This window comes from Pseudomonas sp. D1-36 (assembly GCF_051132205.1).
Taxonomy (GTDB): domain Bacteria; phylum Pseudomonadota; class Gammaproteobacteria; order Pseudomonadales; family Pseudomonadaceae; genus Aquipseudomonas.
In genome coordinates this window covers 1565889-1585527 of record NZ_CP071674.1, presented here as the reverse complement: position 1 = coordinate 1585527, position 19639 = coordinate 1565889, and the positions used below count along the sequence as shown (strand labels likewise).

General features: G+C 60.2%; 16 protein-coding genes. 8 read left to right on the top strand and 8 right to left on the bottom strand.

The window, feature by feature from the left end; translation table 11 throughout:
- Nucleotides 1-46 precede the first annotated feature (46 nt).
- Genes J3P76_RS07145 through J3P76_RS07125 form a run of 5 tightly spaced genes read left to right on the top strand, consistent with a single transcriptional unit; the run spans nucleotide 47 to nucleotide 4169 of the window.
- Entirely contained in the window at nucleotides 47-853 is an 807-nt protein-coding gene (locus J3P76_RS07145) for an alkaline phosphatase family protein (protein WP_434607225.1), read from the top strand.
- Between the two features lie 5 nt (nucleotides 854-858).
- Nucleotides 859-1695: an ABC transporter permease gene (locus J3P76_RS07140; protein ID WP_420766999.1), complete on the top strand. Its 837-nt coding sequence runs from the start codon at nucleotides 859-861 to the stop codon at nucleotides 1693-1695.
- Nucleotides 1682-2482 (top strand): ABC transporter permease, encoded by an 801-nt coding sequence (locus J3P76_RS07135; protein ID WP_420766988.1) that lies wholly within the window; start codon nucleotides 1682-1684, stop codon nucleotides 2480-2482. Before J3P76_RS07140 ends, J3P76_RS07135 begins: the two co-directional genes overlap by 14 nt.
- Nucleotides 2479-3468: an ABC transporter ATP-binding protein gene (locus J3P76_RS07130; protein ID WP_420766989.1), complete on the top strand. Its 990-nt coding sequence runs from the start codon at nucleotides 2479-2481 to the stop codon at nucleotides 3466-3468. The genes J3P76_RS07135 and J3P76_RS07130 overlap by 4 nt, the downstream gene beginning before the upstream one ends.
- A 47-nt stretch (nucleotides 3469-3515) precedes the next feature.
- Nucleotides 3516-4169, top strand: coding sequence for an HAD family hydrolase (locus J3P76_RS07125; RefSeq protein ID WP_420766990.1), 654 nt, complete (start codon nucleotides 3516-3518; stop codon nucleotides 4167-4169).
- A gap of 86 nt (nucleotides 4170-4255) precedes the next feature.
- Here the strand turns inward: J3P76_RS07125 and J3P76_RS07120 are convergent, their stop codons facing one another.
- On the bottom strand, nucleotides 4256-5218 hold the full coding sequence (locus J3P76_RS07120; RefSeq protein WP_434607232.1) for a zinc-binding dehydrogenase: 963 nt from the start codon (nucleotides 5216-5218) through the stop codon (nucleotides 4256-4258).
- A 139-nt stretch (nucleotides 5219-5357) separates the two neighbouring features.
- Between J3P76_RS07120 and J3P76_RS07115 the strand changes: the two genes are divergently transcribed.
- Both J3P76_RS07115 and J3P76_RS07110 read left to right on the top strand, forming a co-directional pair.
- Nucleotides 5358-7436 (top strand): carboxy terminal-processing peptidase, encoded by a 2079-nt coding sequence (locus tag J3P76_RS07115; protein WP_434564134.1) that lies wholly within the window; start codon nucleotides 5358-5360, stop codon nucleotides 7434-7436.
- 129 nt (nucleotides 7437-7565) lie between these two features.
- The gene (locus J3P76_RS07110; RefSeq protein WP_434607235.1) at nucleotides 7566-9353 is read left to right on the top strand and encodes a bifunctional diguanylate cyclase/phosphodiesterase; all 1788 of its coding nucleotides are present in this window, start codon (nucleotides 7566-7568) and stop codon (nucleotides 9351-9353) included.
- 157 nt (nucleotides 9354-9510) lie between these two features.
- Here the strand turns inward: J3P76_RS07110 and J3P76_RS07105 are convergent, their stop codons facing one another.
- The 7 genes from J3P76_RS07105 to J3P76_RS07075 form a co-directional block, all read right to left on the bottom strand.
- Nucleotides 9511-9861, bottom strand: a complete 351-nt coding sequence (locus tag J3P76_RS07105; RefSeq protein WP_420766993.1) for a hypothetical protein — start codon at nucleotides 9859-9861, stop codon at nucleotides 9511-9513.
- Nucleotides 9858-14651, bottom strand: coding sequence for an RHS repeat-associated core domain-containing protein (locus J3P76_RS07100; RefSeq protein ID WP_434701694.1), 4794 nt, complete (start codon nucleotides 14649-14651; stop codon nucleotides 9858-9860). The genes J3P76_RS07105 and J3P76_RS07100 overlap by 4 nt, the downstream gene beginning before the upstream one ends.
- A gap of 199 nt (nucleotides 14652-14850) precedes the next feature.
- Nucleotides 14851-15252 (bottom strand): sel1 repeat family protein, encoded by a 402-nt coding sequence (locus J3P76_RS07095; protein WP_434560141.1) that lies wholly within the window; start codon nucleotides 15250-15252, stop codon nucleotides 14851-14853.
- Entirely contained in the window at nucleotides 15252-15623 is a 372-nt protein-coding gene (locus J3P76_RS07090; protein WP_003179080.1) for a hypothetical protein, read from the bottom strand. Before J3P76_RS07090 ends, J3P76_RS07095 begins: the two co-directional genes overlap by 1 nt.
- A complete protein-coding gene (locus J3P76_RS07085) occupies nucleotides 15620-15961 on the bottom strand; it encodes a helix-turn-helix domain-containing protein (RefSeq protein ID WP_434701693.1) in 342 nt (113 codons plus the stop codon). The genes J3P76_RS07090 and J3P76_RS07085 overlap by 4 nt, the downstream gene beginning before the upstream one ends.
- A gap of 114 nt (nucleotides 15962-16075) precedes the next feature.
- Entirely contained in the window at nucleotides 16076-16531 is a 456-nt protein-coding gene (locus J3P76_RS07080; protein ID WP_420767871.1) for a YkvA family protein, read from the bottom strand.
- Nucleotides 16532-16825: 294 nt separating this feature from the next.
- On the bottom strand, nucleotides 16826-17539 hold the full coding sequence (locus J3P76_RS07075) for an FKBP-type peptidyl-prolyl cis-trans isomerase (RefSeq protein ID WP_030142016.1): 714 nt from the start codon (nucleotides 17537-17539) through the stop codon (nucleotides 16826-16828).
- A 270-nt stretch (nucleotides 17540-17809) separates the two neighbouring features.
- On the opposite strand from J3P76_RS07075, the gene J3P76_RS07070 reads away from it, so the two are divergent.
- Entirely contained in the window at nucleotides 17810-19615 is a 1806-nt protein-coding gene (locus J3P76_RS07070; RefSeq protein WP_434701692.1) for a di-heme-cytochrome C peroxidase, read from the top strand.
- The last annotated feature ends 24 nt before the right edge of the window (nucleotides 19616-19639 follow it).

Below are 19639 nucleotides of genomic sequence, written 5' to 3'. Positions count from 1 at the left end.
CTTGGTGAACCCGGTTTTTTGGTTCTTGCCCGGAGTCCCGGTCCCCATGAAGCACAACGTCATCCTGGTGGTGCTCGACGGTCTCAACTACGAGGTCGCCCGGCATGCCATGGGACATTTGCAGGCATATGTCGGCGCAGGACGCGCGGCGCTCTACAAACTGGAATGTGAATTGCCCGCACTGTCCCGCCCGCTCTATGAATGCATACTCACCGGCGTCGTGCCTATCGACAGTGGAATCGTGCACAACAACGTCTCGCGCCTGTCGAACCAGCGCAGCATTTTCCATTACGCCACCGAGGCCGGCCTGAGCACGGCGGCCGCTGCCTACCATTGGGTCAGCGAGCTCTATAACGTTTCGCCCTTCGTTGCCGGTCGCGACCGCCATACACATAACTCCGACCTGCCGATCCAATACGGCCATTTCTACTGGAACGACCACTACCCCGATTCCCACCTGTTCGCTGATGCCGAACACCTGCGGCAGCGCTACTTGCCGAATTTTCTGTTGGTGCATCCGATGAACATCGACGACGCCGGCCACAAGCACGGCCTCGACACTGCGCAATACCGCAACAGTGCCCGCTCGGCCGACATCAACCTGGCCGTCTACCTGCAAGCCTGGCTCGACGCCGGTTACCAAGTGCTGGTGACGTCCGACCATGGCATGAACAACGATCGCTCCCACAACGGGCTGCTGGCGGAAGAACGGGAAGTGCCGCTCTTTGTCCTCGGGGATGGTTTCAGCCTGAACGCCGACGCGGCTCCCCTGCAAACCGAACTGTGCGGCACGATTTGCCAATTGCTTGGCATCGCCCACGACAAACCCTTTTGCCAGGAGTTGCTCAAGTGAACGCCATGACGCGCGGCAAATGGCTGGCAGCGTTGTGCCTGGTGCCCTTCGCGATATTCTTCATCGTCTTCCAGATCGCCCCGCTGCTCTGGGTGCTGGTCAACAGCTTGGAATCGGAAGAGTTCGGCTGGGGCCTGGCCAACTTCAGCAAGATCTTCAGTTCGAAGTTTTATCGGCAAGCGATCCAGCACAGCCTGGAAATCAGCTTCTGGTCCAGCGTGTTCGGCATCGTTATCGCCGTGCTCGGCAGCTACTCCCTGCGTCGGGTGGATTCGCGGCTGCGCAACTTCGTCAACGCATTCGCCAACATGACCAGCAACTTCGCCGGCGTGCCCCTGGCATTCGCCTTCATCATCTTGCTGGGGTTCAACGGCAGTATCACGATCATGCTCAAGCAGGCGGGCATCATCGAGGATTTCAACCTGTACTCGAAAACCGGGTTGATCATTCTCTATACCTATTTCCAGATTCCCCTGGGCGTACTGCTGCTTTACCCGGCGTTCGACGCGCTGCGTGAAGACTGGCGTGAGTCCGCCGCCCTGTTGGGCGCCAGCGGCTGGCAGTTCTGGCGGCACATCGGCTTGCCGGTGCTGACCCCGGCGCTGCTGGGCACGTTCGTGATCCTGCTGGCGAACGCTCTCGGCGCCTACGCGACGGTCTATGCATTGACCACCGGCAACTTCAACGTCCTGCCGATTCGCATCGCCGCCATGGTCTCCGGCGACATTTCCCTTGACCCGAACATGGCCAGTGCATTGGCCGTGGTGCTGGTGGCGCTGATGACTCTGGTAACCATCGTCCATCAATTGCTGCTCAAGAGGAGCTACCATGTCTCGCGCTGAATCGGGCTCCGTCGGGCTCTATCATCGAGCGGTGGTGTACCTGCTGTTCGCCATTCTGTTGCTGCCCCTGGTCGGGACACTGGTCTACTCCATCGCTAGCAGCTGGTCGGCCACCGTGTTACCCAGCGGCTTTACCTTCAAATGGTACGTGCAGTTGTGGAGCGATCCGCGCTTTCTCCATGCTTTCGGCCAATCGCTGGTCGTCTGTGTGGGGGCGCTGGTGCTCTCGGTGGTGCTGATCCTGCCGCTGCTGTTCGTGGTGCATTACCACTTTCCCAAGCTCGATGCGCTGATGAACATCCTCATCCTGCTCCCCTTCGCGGTGCCGCCGGTGGTGTCGTCGGTGGGGCTGTTGCAACTCTATGGTTCCGGGCCTCTGGCGATGGTTGGCACGCCGTGGATCCTGATCGGCTGCTATTTCACCGTCGCCCTGCCGTTCATGTACCGAGCAATCACCAACAACCTGCAAGCCATCAACCTGCGTGACCTGATGGACGCTGCCCAACTGCTCGGCGCCAGTACTTTCCAGGCCGCCCTGCTGGTGGTGCTGCCGAACCTGCGCAAGGGCCTGATGGTGGCGCTGTTGCTGTCCTTCTCGTTCCTGTTCGGCGAGTTCGTGTTCGCCAACATCCTCGTCGGCACCCGCTATGAAACCCTGCAGGTGTACCTGAACAACATGCGCAACAGCAGCGGCCACTTCACCAGTGCGCTGGTGATTTCCTACTTTTTCTTCGTACTGGTCCTGACCTGGGCGGCCAACATCTTGAACAAGGACAAAAGCCAATGAGCTACGTCAGCGTCCAACACCTGCAAAAAAGCTACGCCGGCACGCCGGTGTTCAGCGACATCAACTGCGAAATCCAGAAGGGCGAATTCGTCACCCTTCTCGGCCCCTCGGGCTGCGGCAAGTCCACATTGTTGCGCTGCATTGCCGGCCTGACGGCGGTGGATGACGGCAAGATCCTGCTGGACGGCCAGGACATCGTCCCGTTGAGCCCGCAGAAGCGTGGGATCGGCATGGTCTTCCAGAGCTACGCCTTGTTCCCGAACATGACCGTGGAACAGAACGTCGCCTTCGGCCTGCGCATGCAAAAGGTGGATGCCTCGGACAGCCGTCAGCGTGTACTGGAGATCCTGCGTCTGGTGGAGTTGCACGATTTTGCAGCGCGCTATCCCCACCAGCTTTCAGGAGGCCAATGCCAGCGTGTCGCCCTTGCCCGCTCCCTGGTGACCCGGCCGCGCCTGTTGCTGCTGGACGAACCCCTCTCGGCCCTCGACGCACGGATTCGCAAACACCTGCGTGAACAGATCCGACAGATCCAGCGCGAACTGGGCTTGACCACGATCTTCGTCACACACGATCAGGAAGAAGCCCTGACCATGTCTGACCGGATTTTCCTAATGAACCAGGGAAAGATCGTACAGAGCGGCGATGCCGAGACCCTTTACACTGCGCCAGTCGATGTCTTCGCCGCCGGCTTCATCGGCAACTACAACCTGCTGGACGCCGACAGCGCCACGAAGCTGCTGCAACGCCCAGTGAACGGTCGCATCGCCATTCGCCCGGAAGCCATCGAACTGAGTCGCAATGGAGAGCCCGATGCACTGATCCGCAGCCACAGCCTGCTGGGCAACGTCATCCGCTACCGGGTCGAGGCCCGTGGCGTGGAGCTGGTGGTCGATGTGCTCAACCGTTCGGCCGCCGACCTGCATCCTGACGGTGCGCGGTTGGCACTTTCCATCGATCCGTCGGCGCTGTGTGAGGTAGCCTGACGGCCTTGTTGATTTTTGAAGCTGATCTTGAGAAGGAAAACGCGCTGATGGCCCTGGCAATTTTTGATCTGGACGAAACCCTGATCCACGGCGACTGCGCCACCCTCTGGAGCGAACAGATGGGGCGCCTGGGTTGGGTCGATCCCGAGTCGTTCATGCGTCGCAACAACGAGCTGATGGATGCCTACAGCCACGGCAAATTGCGCATGGAAGAGTACATGGACTTCAGCCTGGAACCGATGATCGGCCGCACGCCCGAAGAGATCGAGCACCTGGTGACACCGTGGGTGGAAGATTTCATCGAGCCGATCATCTTCAGCGACGCCACCAAGGCCATCGCCGAACACCGCAAGGCCGGCGACCGGATCCTGGTGATCTCGGCTTCGGGCACGCACCTGGTCAAGCCGATTGCCGACCGCCTGGGCATCGATGAGATCCTGGCGATCGACCTCGAAGTGGCCCATGGGGTGTACAGCGGCAAGACCGTGGGCACCCTGACCTACCGTGAGGGCAAGATTTCCCGCTTGCTGGATTGGCTGGATGCCGAGGAAGAGAACCTCGAAGGCGCCAGTTTTTACTCCGATTCGCGCAATGACCTGCCGTTGCTGTTGCGGGTGGATTACCCGCATGTGGTGAATCCGGACCCGGTATTGAAAGCTCACGCTGAGTTGGCTGGCTGGCCGATTCATACCTGGAAGTGAAGCGGATCAACTCCAGAACACCTGAAGCGTTTGTGGCTTTGTGGCTTTGTGGCGAGGGAGCTTGCTCCCTCGCCACAGGGGACCGATCAGCTCAAGCTCTCGTCGATCACCAACACCAACTTCCCGGACACCTGATTGGTCGCCAGCTCCGCAAACGCCGCCTCGGCATCGGTGATTGCAAACGTCCTGGCCAGCTGCGGACTCAGGCGTTTATCGGTAAACAGCGGCCATACGTTCTGCCCCAATTCGCTGATCAAGTCAGCCTTGAACTGATCGTTGCGACTGCGCAGGGTCGAACCCAGCAGTTGGATGCGCTTGCCCAGCACCTGGGCCAGGTCGAGTTCGGTCGTGCGGCCGCCCATGAGGCCGATCAGCACCCAGCGGCCGTCAACTGACAAAAGTTTCACGTTGAGGCCGGCGTAGTTCGCGCCGACCGGATCGAGAATGACGTCGAAGGGCGCGAAGTCGTTCAGGCTGTTGATATCGTCGGTGCGAACCACGCCGCCCTGGGCCCCCAATGCTTCGCAATAGGCCAGGCGATCCGCCGAACCGACGCTGACCCAGCACGGGTTGCCAAACGCCTTGCAGAGCTGGATCGCCGCCGAACCGACGCCACTGGCGCCGGCATGCAGCAACACTTTTTCGCCTGGCCGCAGGCCGGCAAGCTGGAACAGATTCAGCCACGCGGTGCCGTAGACCTCAGGCAGCGCGGCCGCTTCGGCCATCGACAGGCCTTCCGGCACGGGCAAGACATGGCGGCCATCGACCACTACCTCTTCGGCCATTCCCCCGCCAGCCAGCAATGCGCAGACCCGGTCACCGACCTGCCAGGAGGAGCCCGGCCCGACTTCACTGATCACTCCCGAACATTCCAGCCCCAACACCTGGCTCGCGCCGGGTGGCGGTGGATAATGCCCGGCTTTTTGCAGCAAATCGGCCCGATTCAGGCCGGCGGCAGCCACGCGGATGCGAACTTGGCCCGCATCGCAGGCCGGACTTGGCTCATCTGCCCATACCACTTGGCCTTCAACGCCTTGCAATGCTTTCACGGTGCCTCCATAGTGAGTCTCGACTGGGCCCGCTGCTATAACGCCGGGCTTTCTTGCATTATGCGCCCGGGCCACATGGAACCGGCGACTTCAAAGACGGCCTAATATGCGTTATCAATTGTCCCTGCGTCGAATCAGCATGAAGCACTTGTTCCCCAGTACTGCACTTGCCCTCTTCATTGGCCTCGGCGTTTCGACGCTTTCGAGCACTGCGCTCGCGGCCAACAGCTGGGACAAGCTTCAGCCCGATCGCGACGAGGTGATCGCCAGCCTTAACGTCGTTGAGTTGCTCAAGCGTCATCACTACAGCAAGCCGCCGCTCGATGACGCGCGCTCTGTCATCATCTATGACAGCTACCTGAAGCTGCTTGATCCGTCGCGCAGCTATTTCCTGGCCAGTGACATTGCCGAATTCGACAAGTGGAAGACTCAATTCGACGACTTCCTCAAAAGCGGCGACCTGAACGCCGGGTTCATTATCTACAAGCGCTACCTGGACCGCGTCAAGGCGCGCCTGGATTACGCCCTTGCCGAATTGAACAAGGGTGTCGACAAAATCGATTTCAATGCCAAGGAAACCTTGCTGGTCGACCGCAAGGACGCGCCTTGGCTCAAAAGTACGGCCGAACTCGACGACCTGTGGCGCAAACGCGTCAAGGACGAAGTGCTGCGCATGAAGATCGCCGGAAAGGATCCCAAGCAGATCCAGGAAACCCTGACCAAGCGCTACAAGAACCAATTGGCGCGTCTGGACCAGACCCGGGCCGAGGATATCTTCCAGGCCTACATCAATACCTTTGCAATGTCCTACGACCCGCACACCAATTATCTGTCGCCGGATAACGCGGAGAACTTCGACATCAACATGAGCTTGTCCCTGGAAGGCATCGGCGCGGTCCTGCAAAGCGACAACGACCAGGTCAAAATCGTGCGCCTGGTGCCCGCGGGCCCGGCGGACAAGACCAAGCAGGTCGGTCCGGCGGACAAGATCATTGGTGTCGCCCAAGGCAACAAGGAAATGGTCGACGTGGTCGGCTGGCGCCTGGATGAAGTGGTCAAGCTGATCCGTGGCCCGAAAGGCTCGGTCGTCCGCCTGGAGGTCATTCCGGCCAGCAATGCGCCAAATGACCAGACCAGCAAAGTCGTGTCCATCACCCGTGAAGCAGTGAAGCTGGAAGAACAGGCCGCGAAGAAATCGGTCCTGAAACTCAAGCAGGACGGCAAGGACTACAAGCTCGGCATCATCGAGATCCCGGCGTTCTACCTGGACTTCAAGGCTTTCCGCGCCGGAGATCCGGACTACAAGAGCACCACGCGCGACGTCAAGAAGCTGCTGACCGAACTGCAAAAGGAGAAGGTCGACGGCGTCGTCATCGATTTGCGCAACAACGGCGGCGGCTCGCTGCAGGAAGCCACCGAATTGACCAGCCTGTTCATCGACAAAGGCCCGACCGTGCTTGTGCGAAATGCCGATGGCAGGGTCGATGTGCTGGAAGATGAGAACCCGGGCGCCTTCTACAAAGGCCCGATGGCCTTGCTGGTCAATCGACTGTCCGCTTCGGCCTCGGAGATTTTCGCCGGTGCCATGCAGGACTACCACCGCGCCTTGATCATCGGCGGCCAGACTTTCGGCAAGGGCACCGTGCAGACCATCCAGCCGTTGAACCACGGCGAACTGAAACTGACCCTGGCGAAGTTCTACCGTGTTTCCGGCCAGAGCACTCAGCATCAGGGCGTGCTGCCTGATATCGATTACCCGTCGATCATCGACACCAAGGAAATCGGTGAAAGCGCCCTGCCCGAAGCCATGCCGTGGGACACCATCCGTCCCGCGATCAAGCCGGCCGTGGACCCATTCAAGCCATTCCTGGCCCAGCTCAAGTCCGAACATGACACCCGCACCGCCCAGGACGCTGAATTCGTGTTCATTCGCGACAAGCTGGCCTTGGCGCAAAAATTGATGACCGAAAAAACCGTCACACTCAACGAAGCCGACCGCCGCGCACAGCATGCCGACATCGAGGCCAAGCAACTGGCGATGGAAAACCTGCGTCGCAAAGCCAAGGGCGAAGAGCCGCTCAAAGAACTGAAGAAAGAAGACGAAGACCTGATTACCGAGCCGGAAAAGACCAAGCCGGAAGATGATGCCTACCTGAGTGAAACCGGGCGAATCCTTTTGGATTACCTGAAACTCAACACGGCGGTCGCCAAGCACTGAGATGATGGCCATTTAATGGTGATGCTCGTCGGAGTGTCATCAAACTGACATCAGTCTGTCGTGAAATACAGGACCGGGCGCGCCCCAGCAGGGGTTGCGCCCGTCCTTTTTTTATCGCCAGAGACTGCCATGACCACGATAGAACAGCTGGGTGCCTTGAGCTCGATCCTGAGTCACAGCGGTTTGCACAGTCTGTTCCAACCCATCGTGTGCCTCTCCGAACGACGCATCCTGGGTTACGAAGCGTTGACTCGCGGCCCGTCCAACAGCCCCTTGCACTCCCCTGTCGCATTGCTGTCGGTGGCTCGCCAGGCCGGGCGACTCAGCGAACTGGAGCTGGCCTGCCGTCGCAGCGCCTGCCAGCGCTTCAATGAGCAAAAACTGCCGGGCAAGCTGTTTCTCAACGTCTCGCCCGAATCCCTGCTTGAATCGGCACACCAGACCGGTCGTACGTTGCAGTTGTTGCAGGACTTCGGCATCCCGCCCAGCCAGGTCGTCATCGAACTGACCGAACAAACCCCGATCGATGATTTCCAGCTCCTGCAAACCGCTCTGCATCATTATCGGGCGATGGGTTTTTCCATTGCGCTGGACGACCTTGGCGCCGGTTATTCAAGCCTGCGGCTCTGGTCGGAACTGCGCCCCGATTACGTGAAGATCGACCGGCACTTCATCGATGGCATTCACCAGGACGCGCTCAAGCGAGAATTCGTGGGTTCCATCCTGAAAATCGCCCAGGCATCACGGGCCCAAGTGATCGCCGAGGGAATAGAACTGCCGGAAGAACTGGCCGTGCTGATCGAGATGGGCGTCGATCTGGTCCAGGGTTATCTGCTTGCCCGGCCCCAGGAACACCCGTGCCAGGATGCCAAAGCGCTGATGCCCCGGCAGGACAGCGGGGTGGTGCCCTTGGGCGATGAAGTGAGCGACCTCGGCGCCCTGCTCAACGAACAACCGGCGGTGGCCCACGACACCCCGACGGCGGCAGTCCTGGATGCGTTCCGCCGCCAGGCCAACCTCAACTCCCTAGCAGTGTTGGATGACCGTGCCCAGCCGTGCGGCATCGTCCATCGTCATTCGCTCTCGGACGCGCTGCTCAAACCCTTCGCCACCGACCTCTTCGCGCGCAAGCCCATCAGCCGCCTGATGAGCGACGACTTCCTCGCGGTGGAACTCAACCAATCCTTGCAACAAGTCAGCCGCCTGATCACCAGCCGCGCCCGACAACGCATCGAAGAAGATTTCATCATCACCCTCAATGGCAGCTACATGGGATTGGGGCGCGTGATCGACGTGCTCAAGCTCATCACCGAACTGAAGATCCAACAGGCCCGCTACGCCAACCCGCTGACCTTGCTGCCCGGCAACGTGCCGATCCAGCAATGCCTTACCCGCTTGCTGCAGCAGCGTCAGGAGTCGGTAATCTGCTACGTCGACATCGACAGCTTCAAACCCTTCAACGACATCTACGGCTACGGTCGCGGGGACGAAGTCCTACTGTGCCTGGCGCAATGCCTGAACGAACGCATCGACCCCAGCCGCGACTTCGTCGGCCACATCGGCGGCGACGACTTCCTACTGGTCCTCGGCCCGGATGATTGGCGCAAACGCCTGACCCAATTATTGAAAGACTTCCAGAACCACTGCCGCCGCTTCTACCGGCCCGAGCACTTGGAGGCTGGTTGTTTTACTGCGCTGAACCGACAGGGGGTGCGGCAGGAATTTGCGTTGCTGTCGCTGTCGATTGGGGTGGTGCACCTGCGCTCGGAGGCTTGTGCGGGGCTGGATGCCAGTCAGCTGGCCGAACTCGCTTCCCAGGCCAAGCATCATGCCAAGGAAATTGTTGGGGGGAGTTTGTACTTGATTAATGGTGCGATCGAGCAGGTACCGGTCCTGGAGTTGGGGCTGTCGGTGTGAAAATGGGTGCCTTCACCCCAACGGCATGGCAGCTACAAATCCTGTGGCGAGGGAGCTTGCTCCCGCTGGGCTGCGTAGCAGCCCCTCTTATGGAAAACGTTGTGTGTCTGGTTAATTGCGTAGGCTGTTTCTAGATTTATAACCAACCCTAACTTAATCAGATTGCCTCGGCTCTATACTTCATTAAAGAAGCCAGTAGAACCCTCATAAATCTGCGCTGATCTTCAACCTTCTGATCGAAGTATGTATCCAAATTTAAAAAAACTCTATCAAAACTGTCATCGCACCCTAAGAAATAGGCAAGAGTATCAATTAGTAAAATCTGCTCTTTTGAAGTGTGACATAAAAAATCCGGACGAATCAACAAGTCAAATAGCTGGCTCAATTCCTCGTCATCATTTACATTTTTTGAAGTTATTATTTCCTCACGCGCCACATCATTAGTATTCTCAATACTAAAAACAAAAAGCAACCCCCAAATACAGTGCAAATCAAACGGTTTTTTCATGTGCTCGGTCCTGTATAAGCTGTCTTAGGTAGGCCACTTGTATCAAGAATAACAATCGCCTTAGTTTGCTGTATATACTCCAAACCATCTATTTTATAACCCTCACCAATTACCCGCCCCATTTCAATTGGTTCTTTAGACTCGGCGATTCCTGCTCGCCTGAAAATCAATTGAGCTCGATAAATAGCATTGAGCTGATCACGATGATTAAGGAAACGAGTTGCGGCAGACGGAATAGCAGGTAGCCCTGCATTACTTCCACTGTGATATACATCGATTTGCCCAGTGCCAGGATTTCGCCCTGTCGTAACGCGCTCCAACTGAGCCTCCGTAGTAGTCTGAGCACCATGTTTCTGTAGGAAATGCGCGCCTGGTATCGATCGCTCCATCTCATCCAAACGCCGATAAGCATTCGCTTCCGCCAACGCATCAATCCGAGCCCTCCGCTGCTCCGCCGTCATCGGCAGCGCAGGCTCACCCTCATCCACCCCAACCTTAGTCGCCGGGTCTTGTTTACCAATGGCAGGTTTTTTACATCCGTCGCCAGGGCAACCTTCCAACCCCAACGGATCCACCCACCCCGTCGGGTTCAGGGTGTACCGATACCCATTGAGCCCACCCTTGAGCTTGCTCGGATCCAGCGTCAGATACCGCCCCGTCTCCGGATTGTAGTACCGGTGCCGGTTGTAATGCAGGCCGCTTTCCCGGTCGTGGTATTGCCCCTGAAAGCGCAGCGGTTGTTCCAGGCGCTTGCCGTCGCCGTGGCGCAGTTCGGTGAGTTTGCCGTAGCCGTTGTAGCGCGCGGCCCACACGACTTCGCCTTGGTGGCTGGTCAGTTCCTGGGGGGTGCCGAGGTGGTCGAGGTGGTAGTAGAACGGCGTGGCTTTTTCCGGGCCTGCGCCTTCCAGCAGGGCCAGGGGGCGGAAGGTGCCGGGTTCATAGACGTAGCTCTGGTAGTGACGGTCGCTGCTTTCAGCGATGACCTGGTCGCCCTGCCAGATGAATTCCGTGGTGAGGCCGTCCACGGTCTTTTCGATGCGTCGGCCGAAGGCGTCGTAGCGGTAGGAGGTTTCGCTCCCGTCGGGGGTGGTGACGCCGATGAGCCGATGTTGGCTGTCGTAGCGGTATTGCGTGACGAGGCACTGGGCATGGCCGCGGCGTTCGCGGACCAGGTTGCCGTAGGCGTCGTAGTCATAGTGACGATCGCCCTCCATCAGTAGGCGGTTGCCCTTGAGGGTGGTCGGGCCGGGACGGTCGTTGAACAACACATTGCCGGCCGGGTCGTGGGAAAAGTGTTCCGGGGGTTGGCTGTGGGCGTAGTCGATGCGCACCAGGCGATCCAGCGCGTCGTACTGGTAGCCGCGTCGGTTTCGCGTGTCGGAAAGCGCGGCGAGGTTGCCGTTGGCGGTGTAGGAATAGTCGCGCCAGAACAGTTGTTTTTGCTGGCTTTGCCACACGGTCTGGGCCTTGAGGCGACCCTGTTCGTCGTAGCTGTAGTCGCTGAGCAGCTGGCCCTGCTGGCGCTGGCGTTCGCGGCCGCCCTTGAAGCGGTGTTCGGTCAGGCACGTGCCGTTGAGGTCGATGGCGATCAGCGCCCCGCCTCGCAGGTGGCGGTAATCCAGGGTGCTGCGATCGGGCAGGCGACAATGGACCAACCGGCCGACATTGTCGTAGCGATAATGCTGGCTCGCCCAACCCTGATGTTCGGCGACGAGGCGGTCCTGGTTGTCGTATTCGTAGGCCAGCGGCCAATGGCCGTCTTCAACGCTGATCAGTCGCCCGAGGGCGTCGTAGCCGTACTCGACTGTGGCACCGTCGGGCAAGGTCTTGCGCAGCAGGCGGCCGGCGGTGTCGCGTTGGTAGGCGGTGATCCGCTGGCTGCCGTCGGCGCCGAACTCGGTCTTTTCCAGCAGGTGGCCGTTGAGGTCGTAGGCGTAGCCGGTGCGCTGGCCGTCGAAGCCGGTTTCCTGTCGGATCAGTCCGTTGGGCGTGTAGTCCAGCTGATATTTTTCGCCGGATTCGTTCTCGATTTCGGTCAGCAACAGCCGCGCCGAGTCGTAGCGGTACTTCAGTTCACTGCCGTCGGGGTTGAGGCGGCGGCTGACCAGGTGCAGATCGTCGGCGTATTCGTAGCGGGTGATGCGCCCCAGTTCGTCCCGCTCCGCGGTGACCTTGCCGTAGGCGTTGTAGCTCCATGCACGGGTCGCGCCGGTGGGCAGGGTGGTCTGTAGCAAGCGGCCCACGGCGTCCCATTGGTAATGGGTGACGGCGCCGCGTTCGTCTTGACGGGTCAGCAGACGGCCCAGGGCGTCGTAGGAAAAAACTCGCTGGCCGTCGTCCGGCAGGATTTCTTCCGTCAGTTGGCCCAACGGGTTTCGCACAAAATGATGGGCACCGCCGTCCGGGTAGCTGATGGTGTTCAGTTGCCCCTGGTCGTCGTAGTGATACCAGGTGCTTTGGCGAGCCGGGTCGACGACTTCGATGATGTCGCCCTGGGCATTGCGCCAGTAGGTCCACACGGCCTTGCCGCGAGTCCGGGCGTGCAGGAAACCGTTTCGGTATTCGTAGGACGTGGGCTCGCCTTCCGGCGGAATCAGCGCCACCAGCCGTCCGACTTCGTCGTAGCGGTATTCGGTGACGGCGCCCAGCGGGTCTTGCTCGGCGATCAGCCGGCCCTGTTCGTCATAAGCCTTGAGGTGTTCGCCGCCGGCGGGATCGACCTGGCGCACCAGCCGCGCGCGGTCGTCGTGGACATACACGTCCTGGCTGCCATCGATATGCCGGACCGTGACGCTGCCGTCGTCGCCCCAGGTGTAGCGGCTGTCCATCTGCGCGAACGAGGCCCAATGCCGGACACAGCGCGCCGCCGGGCCGAGGCCTTGCCACTCCCAGTAGAAACTCGCGCCCCCGGCCAGTTGCCGCTGGAGGATGACGTGCTGGTCGTCGTAGTCGTAGCGCTCGCTCTCGCCGGCGGCGTTGGTCGCTTCGATGAGGCGTAAACGCGCATCGTAGCGGTAGGTCACCAGGGTCTGTTCGGTGCGCCAGGCTTCGTCGAGGGTCAGCGCCGGGTGAAAGCTCTGATAGTCGATGGCGACCAGGTGCCGATGCTCGTAGCGCAAACGCAAACAGCGGCCGGCACCGTTGTCCAGACGGCTGATGTCGCCGTAGATGTTGCGTTGGACGGTCAGGCGGTTGTCGTACCGATCGCTCAGGGCGATCAGATGACCGTCGCGAAAATGTAGGAAAGGAGCGTCTTCGCCGGGCTGGGCGACGATCAATTCGTCCGGCTCGTTGCTCAGGTAAATCGCCGCGCGGGCCAGGCTGTTGTGGATGGCTGGGCGTTGCAGGCTGGGCCGGGGAAACGTGGTGCGGCGGTTTTCCTGGTCGACCCAGGTCACCTGCTCGCCGTCGATCAAAAGGCGATGGGCCAGGGCATGGGTCCATCCGCGGCCGAGCCCGATGTCCAGGTCGGCGGCGCTGGTGCGGTAGAGGCGGGTGAAGACGAAGGGCAAGCGGCCGTCGAGGGTGCCGTCTTCGAGGGTGAGCAGCTCTTCGCCGGTGACCATGGACACCGGGCAACCGTCGGTGCGGGTCTGGGCGGCGCTGTCGGCGGGGTCGCCGTTGGGGTTTTTCGATTGGGCGGGGGCGTCGTCGTGGTGTTCTTGCTTTTTCAGCGTGGTGTTGCGCTGCGCATCCCAGCGCAACTGCATGCGTCCCTTCTTTACGCCGGCGGCAATGCCCCGCGCGGCCACAGCCTTGTAGCGGTCAACGTAGCCCATGAAGCCGTTCACCAGCTCGAAAATGGCACTGATAAAACGCTTCACGGCATCCAGCAGACGAGCACCGTGCCGGCCCAGGCGCATCGAGAGATAAGCAATGCCCGCGCCTGCCCCGACGAAGGTCAGCACCACGCCGATCAACAGGTCGATGACCAACTGCACGACCACTGTGGATAACACCGTCGCCGTGTCGCCCGCCAGTTCACTGGGGGGCAGCATGTCCAGCCAGAGACTGGCGGTGCGCACCAACAAGCACAGCGCCGCTTCGTCGCTGGCGAGCAATTGCAGCTTCGCCATGACCAGCGGCGCCGACTCGGCAAGCTGGGCCAGCTCGGCTGCGCTGCTGCCCAACCGTCCGCCGAACCGGGAGGGATCCTTGAGGATGTCCGACAGCAAACTGATGCTGTCCCACACGCCTTCGATCGCCGCCCAACCGCCGGCGAGCAAGCCATTGCCCACCGCTGCCGCCGAAGTCGCCAATGACTGCTGGGCCCACTGCGGCTTGAAGCCCTGCCACTCGCCGCGAAGCCAGTCCGTCAGATCATTCGTCAGGCCGTCGTAGGAAGAAAACAGCTCATCGATTCGCTTGGGGGACACTTCGCCCTGGACACGCACCCGGTAAGACCGCCCCGCCTCGCCCTTGAAGCGACCCACGCCCTGAGCATCCAGCGTGACCGGCGTGGCCTCGCCCGTGTCCACCGCCACCACATCCACCACGATATCGCCCAGCGGGATGTCGTACACGGACTCGAGCTTGCTCTCGATCGTCATGATCCCGCCTTGCGGGCACTGGGCGACGACGGATAAAAAGTCCCTGTCCCGGACGTCGACTGCCGTAGTGCTTTGGCCGAAACGAATCAGTCGTTCCATGCCCATCAGCGAAGGCAGGTCGGCCGCTTGGCTGACGCGATCCGCAGCCCGGCTATACCAACGATCAAACTGCTCGCGATAAAGCGAAAGGGTGTCCTGGAAGCTGTCGAGTTCAGCCTCGATGCGGCGCGCCTGATCCATCAGCGCATGGCTCGATCAAGAACCGGCAGGAGAAAACGATCGGGCATGGGCAAGCGTCTCGCAAGAAATCGGAGCGCGAGACTTTGCCGGGGACGGCTTGGGAAATAAGTCAGATAAGGAGGCGGAGCGCGTAGGACAATTCTTTGATTAGCCCCGCAGGGCAATCCCCCTCAGAACGGGGGAATAAAGACTGAGGAAACTAAGGTTCCTGGCCCTTGAGCGACTTGAGCTTTATTTCAGCCAGTGGGTGCCCAGCCTTTGCGGCCAAGGTCCACCAGCGAGCCGCTTCCACCGGATCCGGCGCGCCAGTGGTGCTGCCGGCAAGGCTGATGACACCGAGCTGGTATGCGGCTTTGCCATCGCCGGCCAGTGCGGCGAGGCGCAGCAAGCGAATGCCCTCTTCCCGGGCGCCCAGCCCTTGGCCACGAAATGTCAGGATGTGCCCGTAGAAACTCTGGGCGCCAACGTCGCCCAGGTTCGCCATGCGTGCGAACTGACCTTCGAGCCAGGCCCAGCCACGCGGCTGTCGAACGAACCATGGCCAATGAAACAACCGGCGCGCGAGCCAATAACCAGCCCGGGCCTTGATACGCCAGAGCACTAGGCTTCCGCCGATTCGGGATATTCGTACTCGAACACCCGGACCACTTCCGAAGCATGCCAGGACGCGGCGGCTACGCCGTCGGAAGGACCGGAAAAGCGCCCAAGACGCTCGACGCATTCGAAAAATCCAGTACGCGGCAGCCGGCTGGCGCCTTGGCTGATGACCAGCGAACTGCGCAGCGGTTGTTCGGCGCGGGCGTCCAGCGCGGCCAGGTGTTCAAGCGCTGCGGTCAAGGTCTGCATGGCCGGGCTGGGGAGTTGCAAGCGTTCCAGCAAGGCGCGATAGGTCAACAAATGGCGCTGGCGCCGCGCCTGGTCCAACTCACCCAACAACCCGTCCCAATGTTGCCGACTGATGCGTACACTCACGATTCATCCCTCCAACCCGGCACCGTCAGTTCCCAGGCCAGACTGCGCTTGATAGCGGCGTCGGGCTGACGCTCACCACTCTCGATCATGGCCAGATAAGACGGGCTGATGCCTACCGTGCGGGCCAACGCCTCGATGGCGATGCCCTTCCCTTCGCGCAGACTGCGCAATTGATCCAGACCAGGGAGAACCTGGCCGGGTGCCGCCGCAGGCTGGACGTCTGCCTCGCGCGGCGGAGCTTGTTTAATGCCTGCTGCCTTCAATGCCGACTGGTATTGATCCCACGGTAAAACCGCGTACTCGGGCTCTCCGTCGCGTGTGATTACTTGAATATCCATGACTACCCCGTAGGACAACAACACTTAGCGAGTCAGCTTTTTTCCTAGGAAGTGTAATCCTAAATAGCGGCTAAGGTCGCGGGGGCGATGATCTTCTGAAGGGATAGGGCTGGATCAGATCTTTTTCGGGCGTTGGAGCTGAAGTTGTTCCGGGGTATCGGGAAGTCTTTCCACCAACGCGAGCTTCTCGGGTGACTGCCGGTCTCGCCAGGCACGGAAGGCGCTCAGTTCGTCGTCGAGTGTCTTCATGATCCACGCCAGCACGGCGATGTCGTCGAACATGCCGAGCATGGGCAGCAAGTCCGGAATCGCGTCCAAGGGACTCAGGAAATACATGAGCCCGGCCACTATCGAAAGCAACGACTTGGCGCTGACTGCCCGGTATTCACCACGCCAGTAAGCCAGGCACAACGCCTGAAGCAAGCGCAGGTCGTCCTTGAGCTTGCCCAGCCGCCCTCCTTCACGCGCGCCCTTGCTGGCGACGGCAAACAGTAATGTCGGCAATCGGCCGCGGGCCAAAAGCCGTCCCGCCAGGGGCAGAAATCTCGTGAAATTCCACGGCGCCTTCATTTCTTCTCCCACTGAAATGTTATCCACACAAATTGTGGATAACCTTGTGAACAGAGCTGCATTTCACCGCTGAAGCCCACGGTTCATAAGGGCTCGGCTTAGATCGGGCGTTTTTTACTCACATAAAAAAACCCAATATTTCATTGACTTGATTGGCCGACTGGGTCTAGCACGACGCCTGTATTGCCTATGACTGTGGTCGCTGCCGGGCGTTCGGTTTTTTTGCTCATTTACCGAAAGCCGAATGCAACAACGCCCCGCATGAGCGAGGCGTTGTCTTTATAGCAGACGCGATTACTTGGCTGCGTCTTCTTTTGCCGGGTCCTTGATGGCCAGCAGCTCCAGGTCGAACACCAGGACCGAGTTGGCAGGGATCGCCGGGCTCGGGCTCTGGGCGCCGTACGCCAGGTCACTTGGGATGTACAGCTTGTACTTCTCACCGACGTGCATCAATTGCAGGCCTTCGACCCAACCTGGGATCACACCGCTGACAGGCAGGTCAATCGGGCTACCACGCTCCACGGAACTGTCGAAGACAGTACCGTTGGTCAGCTTGCCGGTGTAGTGAACGGTCACTACGTCGGTCGGCTTGGGCTGAGCGCCGTCGGCTTTCTTGACGACTTCATACTGCAGGCCCGAAGCGGTGGTGGTCACGCCGGCCTTCTTGCCATTTTCTTCGAGGAATTTCTTGCCAGCCGCAGCCGACTCTTCGCTCATCTTGGCCATGCGCTCTTCGGCACGTTTTTGCAGTGCGGCAAAGGCCTCGACCAACTCTTCGTCTTTCAGCTTCTGTTCTTTCTTGCCGACGGCATCTTCGATGCCCTGGGCCACTGCTTTGGAGTCCAGGTCATCCATACCTTCCTGAGCCAGGCTCTTGCCCATGTTCAGGCCGATACCGTAGGAAGCTTTCTGCGCCGGGGTTTTCAGCTCTACGCTGGTCTGCGAGTCGCAACCCGCCAGTACCAGGCCAACCAGGGCAACCGCCGCCGCCAACCGATGCTGTTTCATGCTATTTCCTTGTTCATGCGCCTAAAGGGCAATCGAGTAAAGCCGCGAGCTTATCAGGCGGCCACGACCAATGGCTACCGGCATGTGAGCCGCAAAGTGATGATAAGTTCAGGCCGGCAAACGCTTTTTAATCCTGGGCAGATGAAGCATCTGTCATCTATTACGAACCGGGACAAATAGCCGCCCCGCCGCCAGCCCAGGGTAATGGCCACTTGCCGGCCAAGCGGCACTGAGGCATAAGGGCATATCAAAAAAAACAAGGACGTTACCGTGCGCCTCCTCTCTCGCATTCTTTTGCTGATCCTCACACTGCTTGTCGTCGCCGCGGCCGTGGTGCTTTATTACGTCGCCAACCCGCGCCTGCCCGCCTATACACCTGTCGAACAGGTGCATTACCTGGAGCAATGGAGCCCCGCCGAGCGCCAAACCTACTACTTCACGCCCCAGGGCACCCAGGTCAAAGGCCTGCGCTATGACTGGTTCACCGCCTTGGAACTTCCTTTTTCGCAACAGCGCTTCGCTTCGCCGGAGTACCTGGCGCGCTTCGGTTTCCTCGTCGATCCGGCGCAGAAGGCCACGCCGGAAAACCCCGGCAACCTGCCGGTAGGCTTCACGCGGCACCAAAATGCGAGCAGCAGCGAGCAATATCTGGACATCACCTGCGCGGCCTGCCACACCGGCGAATTGCGCTTCAAGGGCCAAGCGATACGGATCGACGGCGGTTCAGCCCAGCACGTGTTGCCATCGACTGTTCCGACGCTGCGCGGAGGTAGTTTCGGACAGGCATTGGTCGCGAGTCTCGCCTCGACTTACTACAACCCATGGAAATTCGAACGCTTCGCCCGCCAGGTGTTGGGCAACGACTACGGCGCCCGCCATGAAGAGTTGCGCAAGGCGTTCAAGGTGTCCCTGAACACTTTTCTGCGCACGGCCTGGAACGACACCCACCGCGGCCTCTACCCTACCGAGGAAGGCCCTGGCCGTACCGACGCCTTCGGCCGTATCGCCAATGCAAGCTTTGGCGATGCCATCTCGGCAGAAAACTACCGGGTCGCCAACGCGCCGGTGGATTACCCGCAATTATGGGAAATGTGGACATTCGACTGGGTGCAATGGAACGGCTCGGCCCAGCAACCGATGGCCCGCAATGTCGGCGAAGCGTTGGGCGTCGGTGCCACGTTGAGCTTCTTCGACGCCCAGGGCAAACCGCTACAGGGCGACGCACGCTATCCATCCAGCGTACGCGTGCGCGACCTGAACAAGATCGAAGAAACCCTGCAACTGCTCAAGCCCCCAGCGTGGCCGGAAGCATTGCTGGGCTCGATCGACAAGCCGTTGGCCGCAAAAGGCCGGGAGCTGTTTACCGAAAACTGTGCCGGCTGCCATGTGCCCAAGGTTATCCAGGGCCCCGACAGACCGGTCCAGCAATTGCACATGCTGCCGGTGAAAGTGATCGGCACCGACCCCGGCACTGCGAACAATATCGCCGACCACCGTTTCAATCTGACCAGTCTGCAATGGGATCCGGCCGAACTGGCGAAGCTGGATGTACAACTGCACCCGACCCCGACAGAGCCACTGGACCTTAGCCGGGTCTCGGTCGCCAAGGGCCTGGCCTATGTCACGGCATTCGTCGAAAACCGCGCCTATCGCGACGCCGGCGTCACGCCAGCCGAGCGCCCGGCCCTGGATGGTTTTGGCCTGCCCATCGGCGTGCGTGAACTGCGCGCCTACAAAGCGCGACCGCTGGCGGGCGTCTGGGCCACCCCGCCCTTCCTGCACAACGGCTCCGTGCCAACCCTCTATCAATTGTTGTCGCCCCAGGCTGAGCGGGCCACCACCTTCTATAAAGGCAGCTTCGAGTACGATCCGCGACACCTGGGCTATCGCACGGAGGCCTTTGCCAATGGATTTCTCTTCGATACGCGGGTCACTGGCAATCACAACAGCGGCCATGAGTTCCGCGCGGGCGAGCGAGGCAATGGCGTTATCGGTCGCTTGCTGCAACCGCAAGAGCGCTGGGCCTTGCTGGAGTATTTAAAGGTGCTCGGCGGGCCACTGGAGTCGCAACTGTAATGACGAACCCCACAGGTAAAAGGA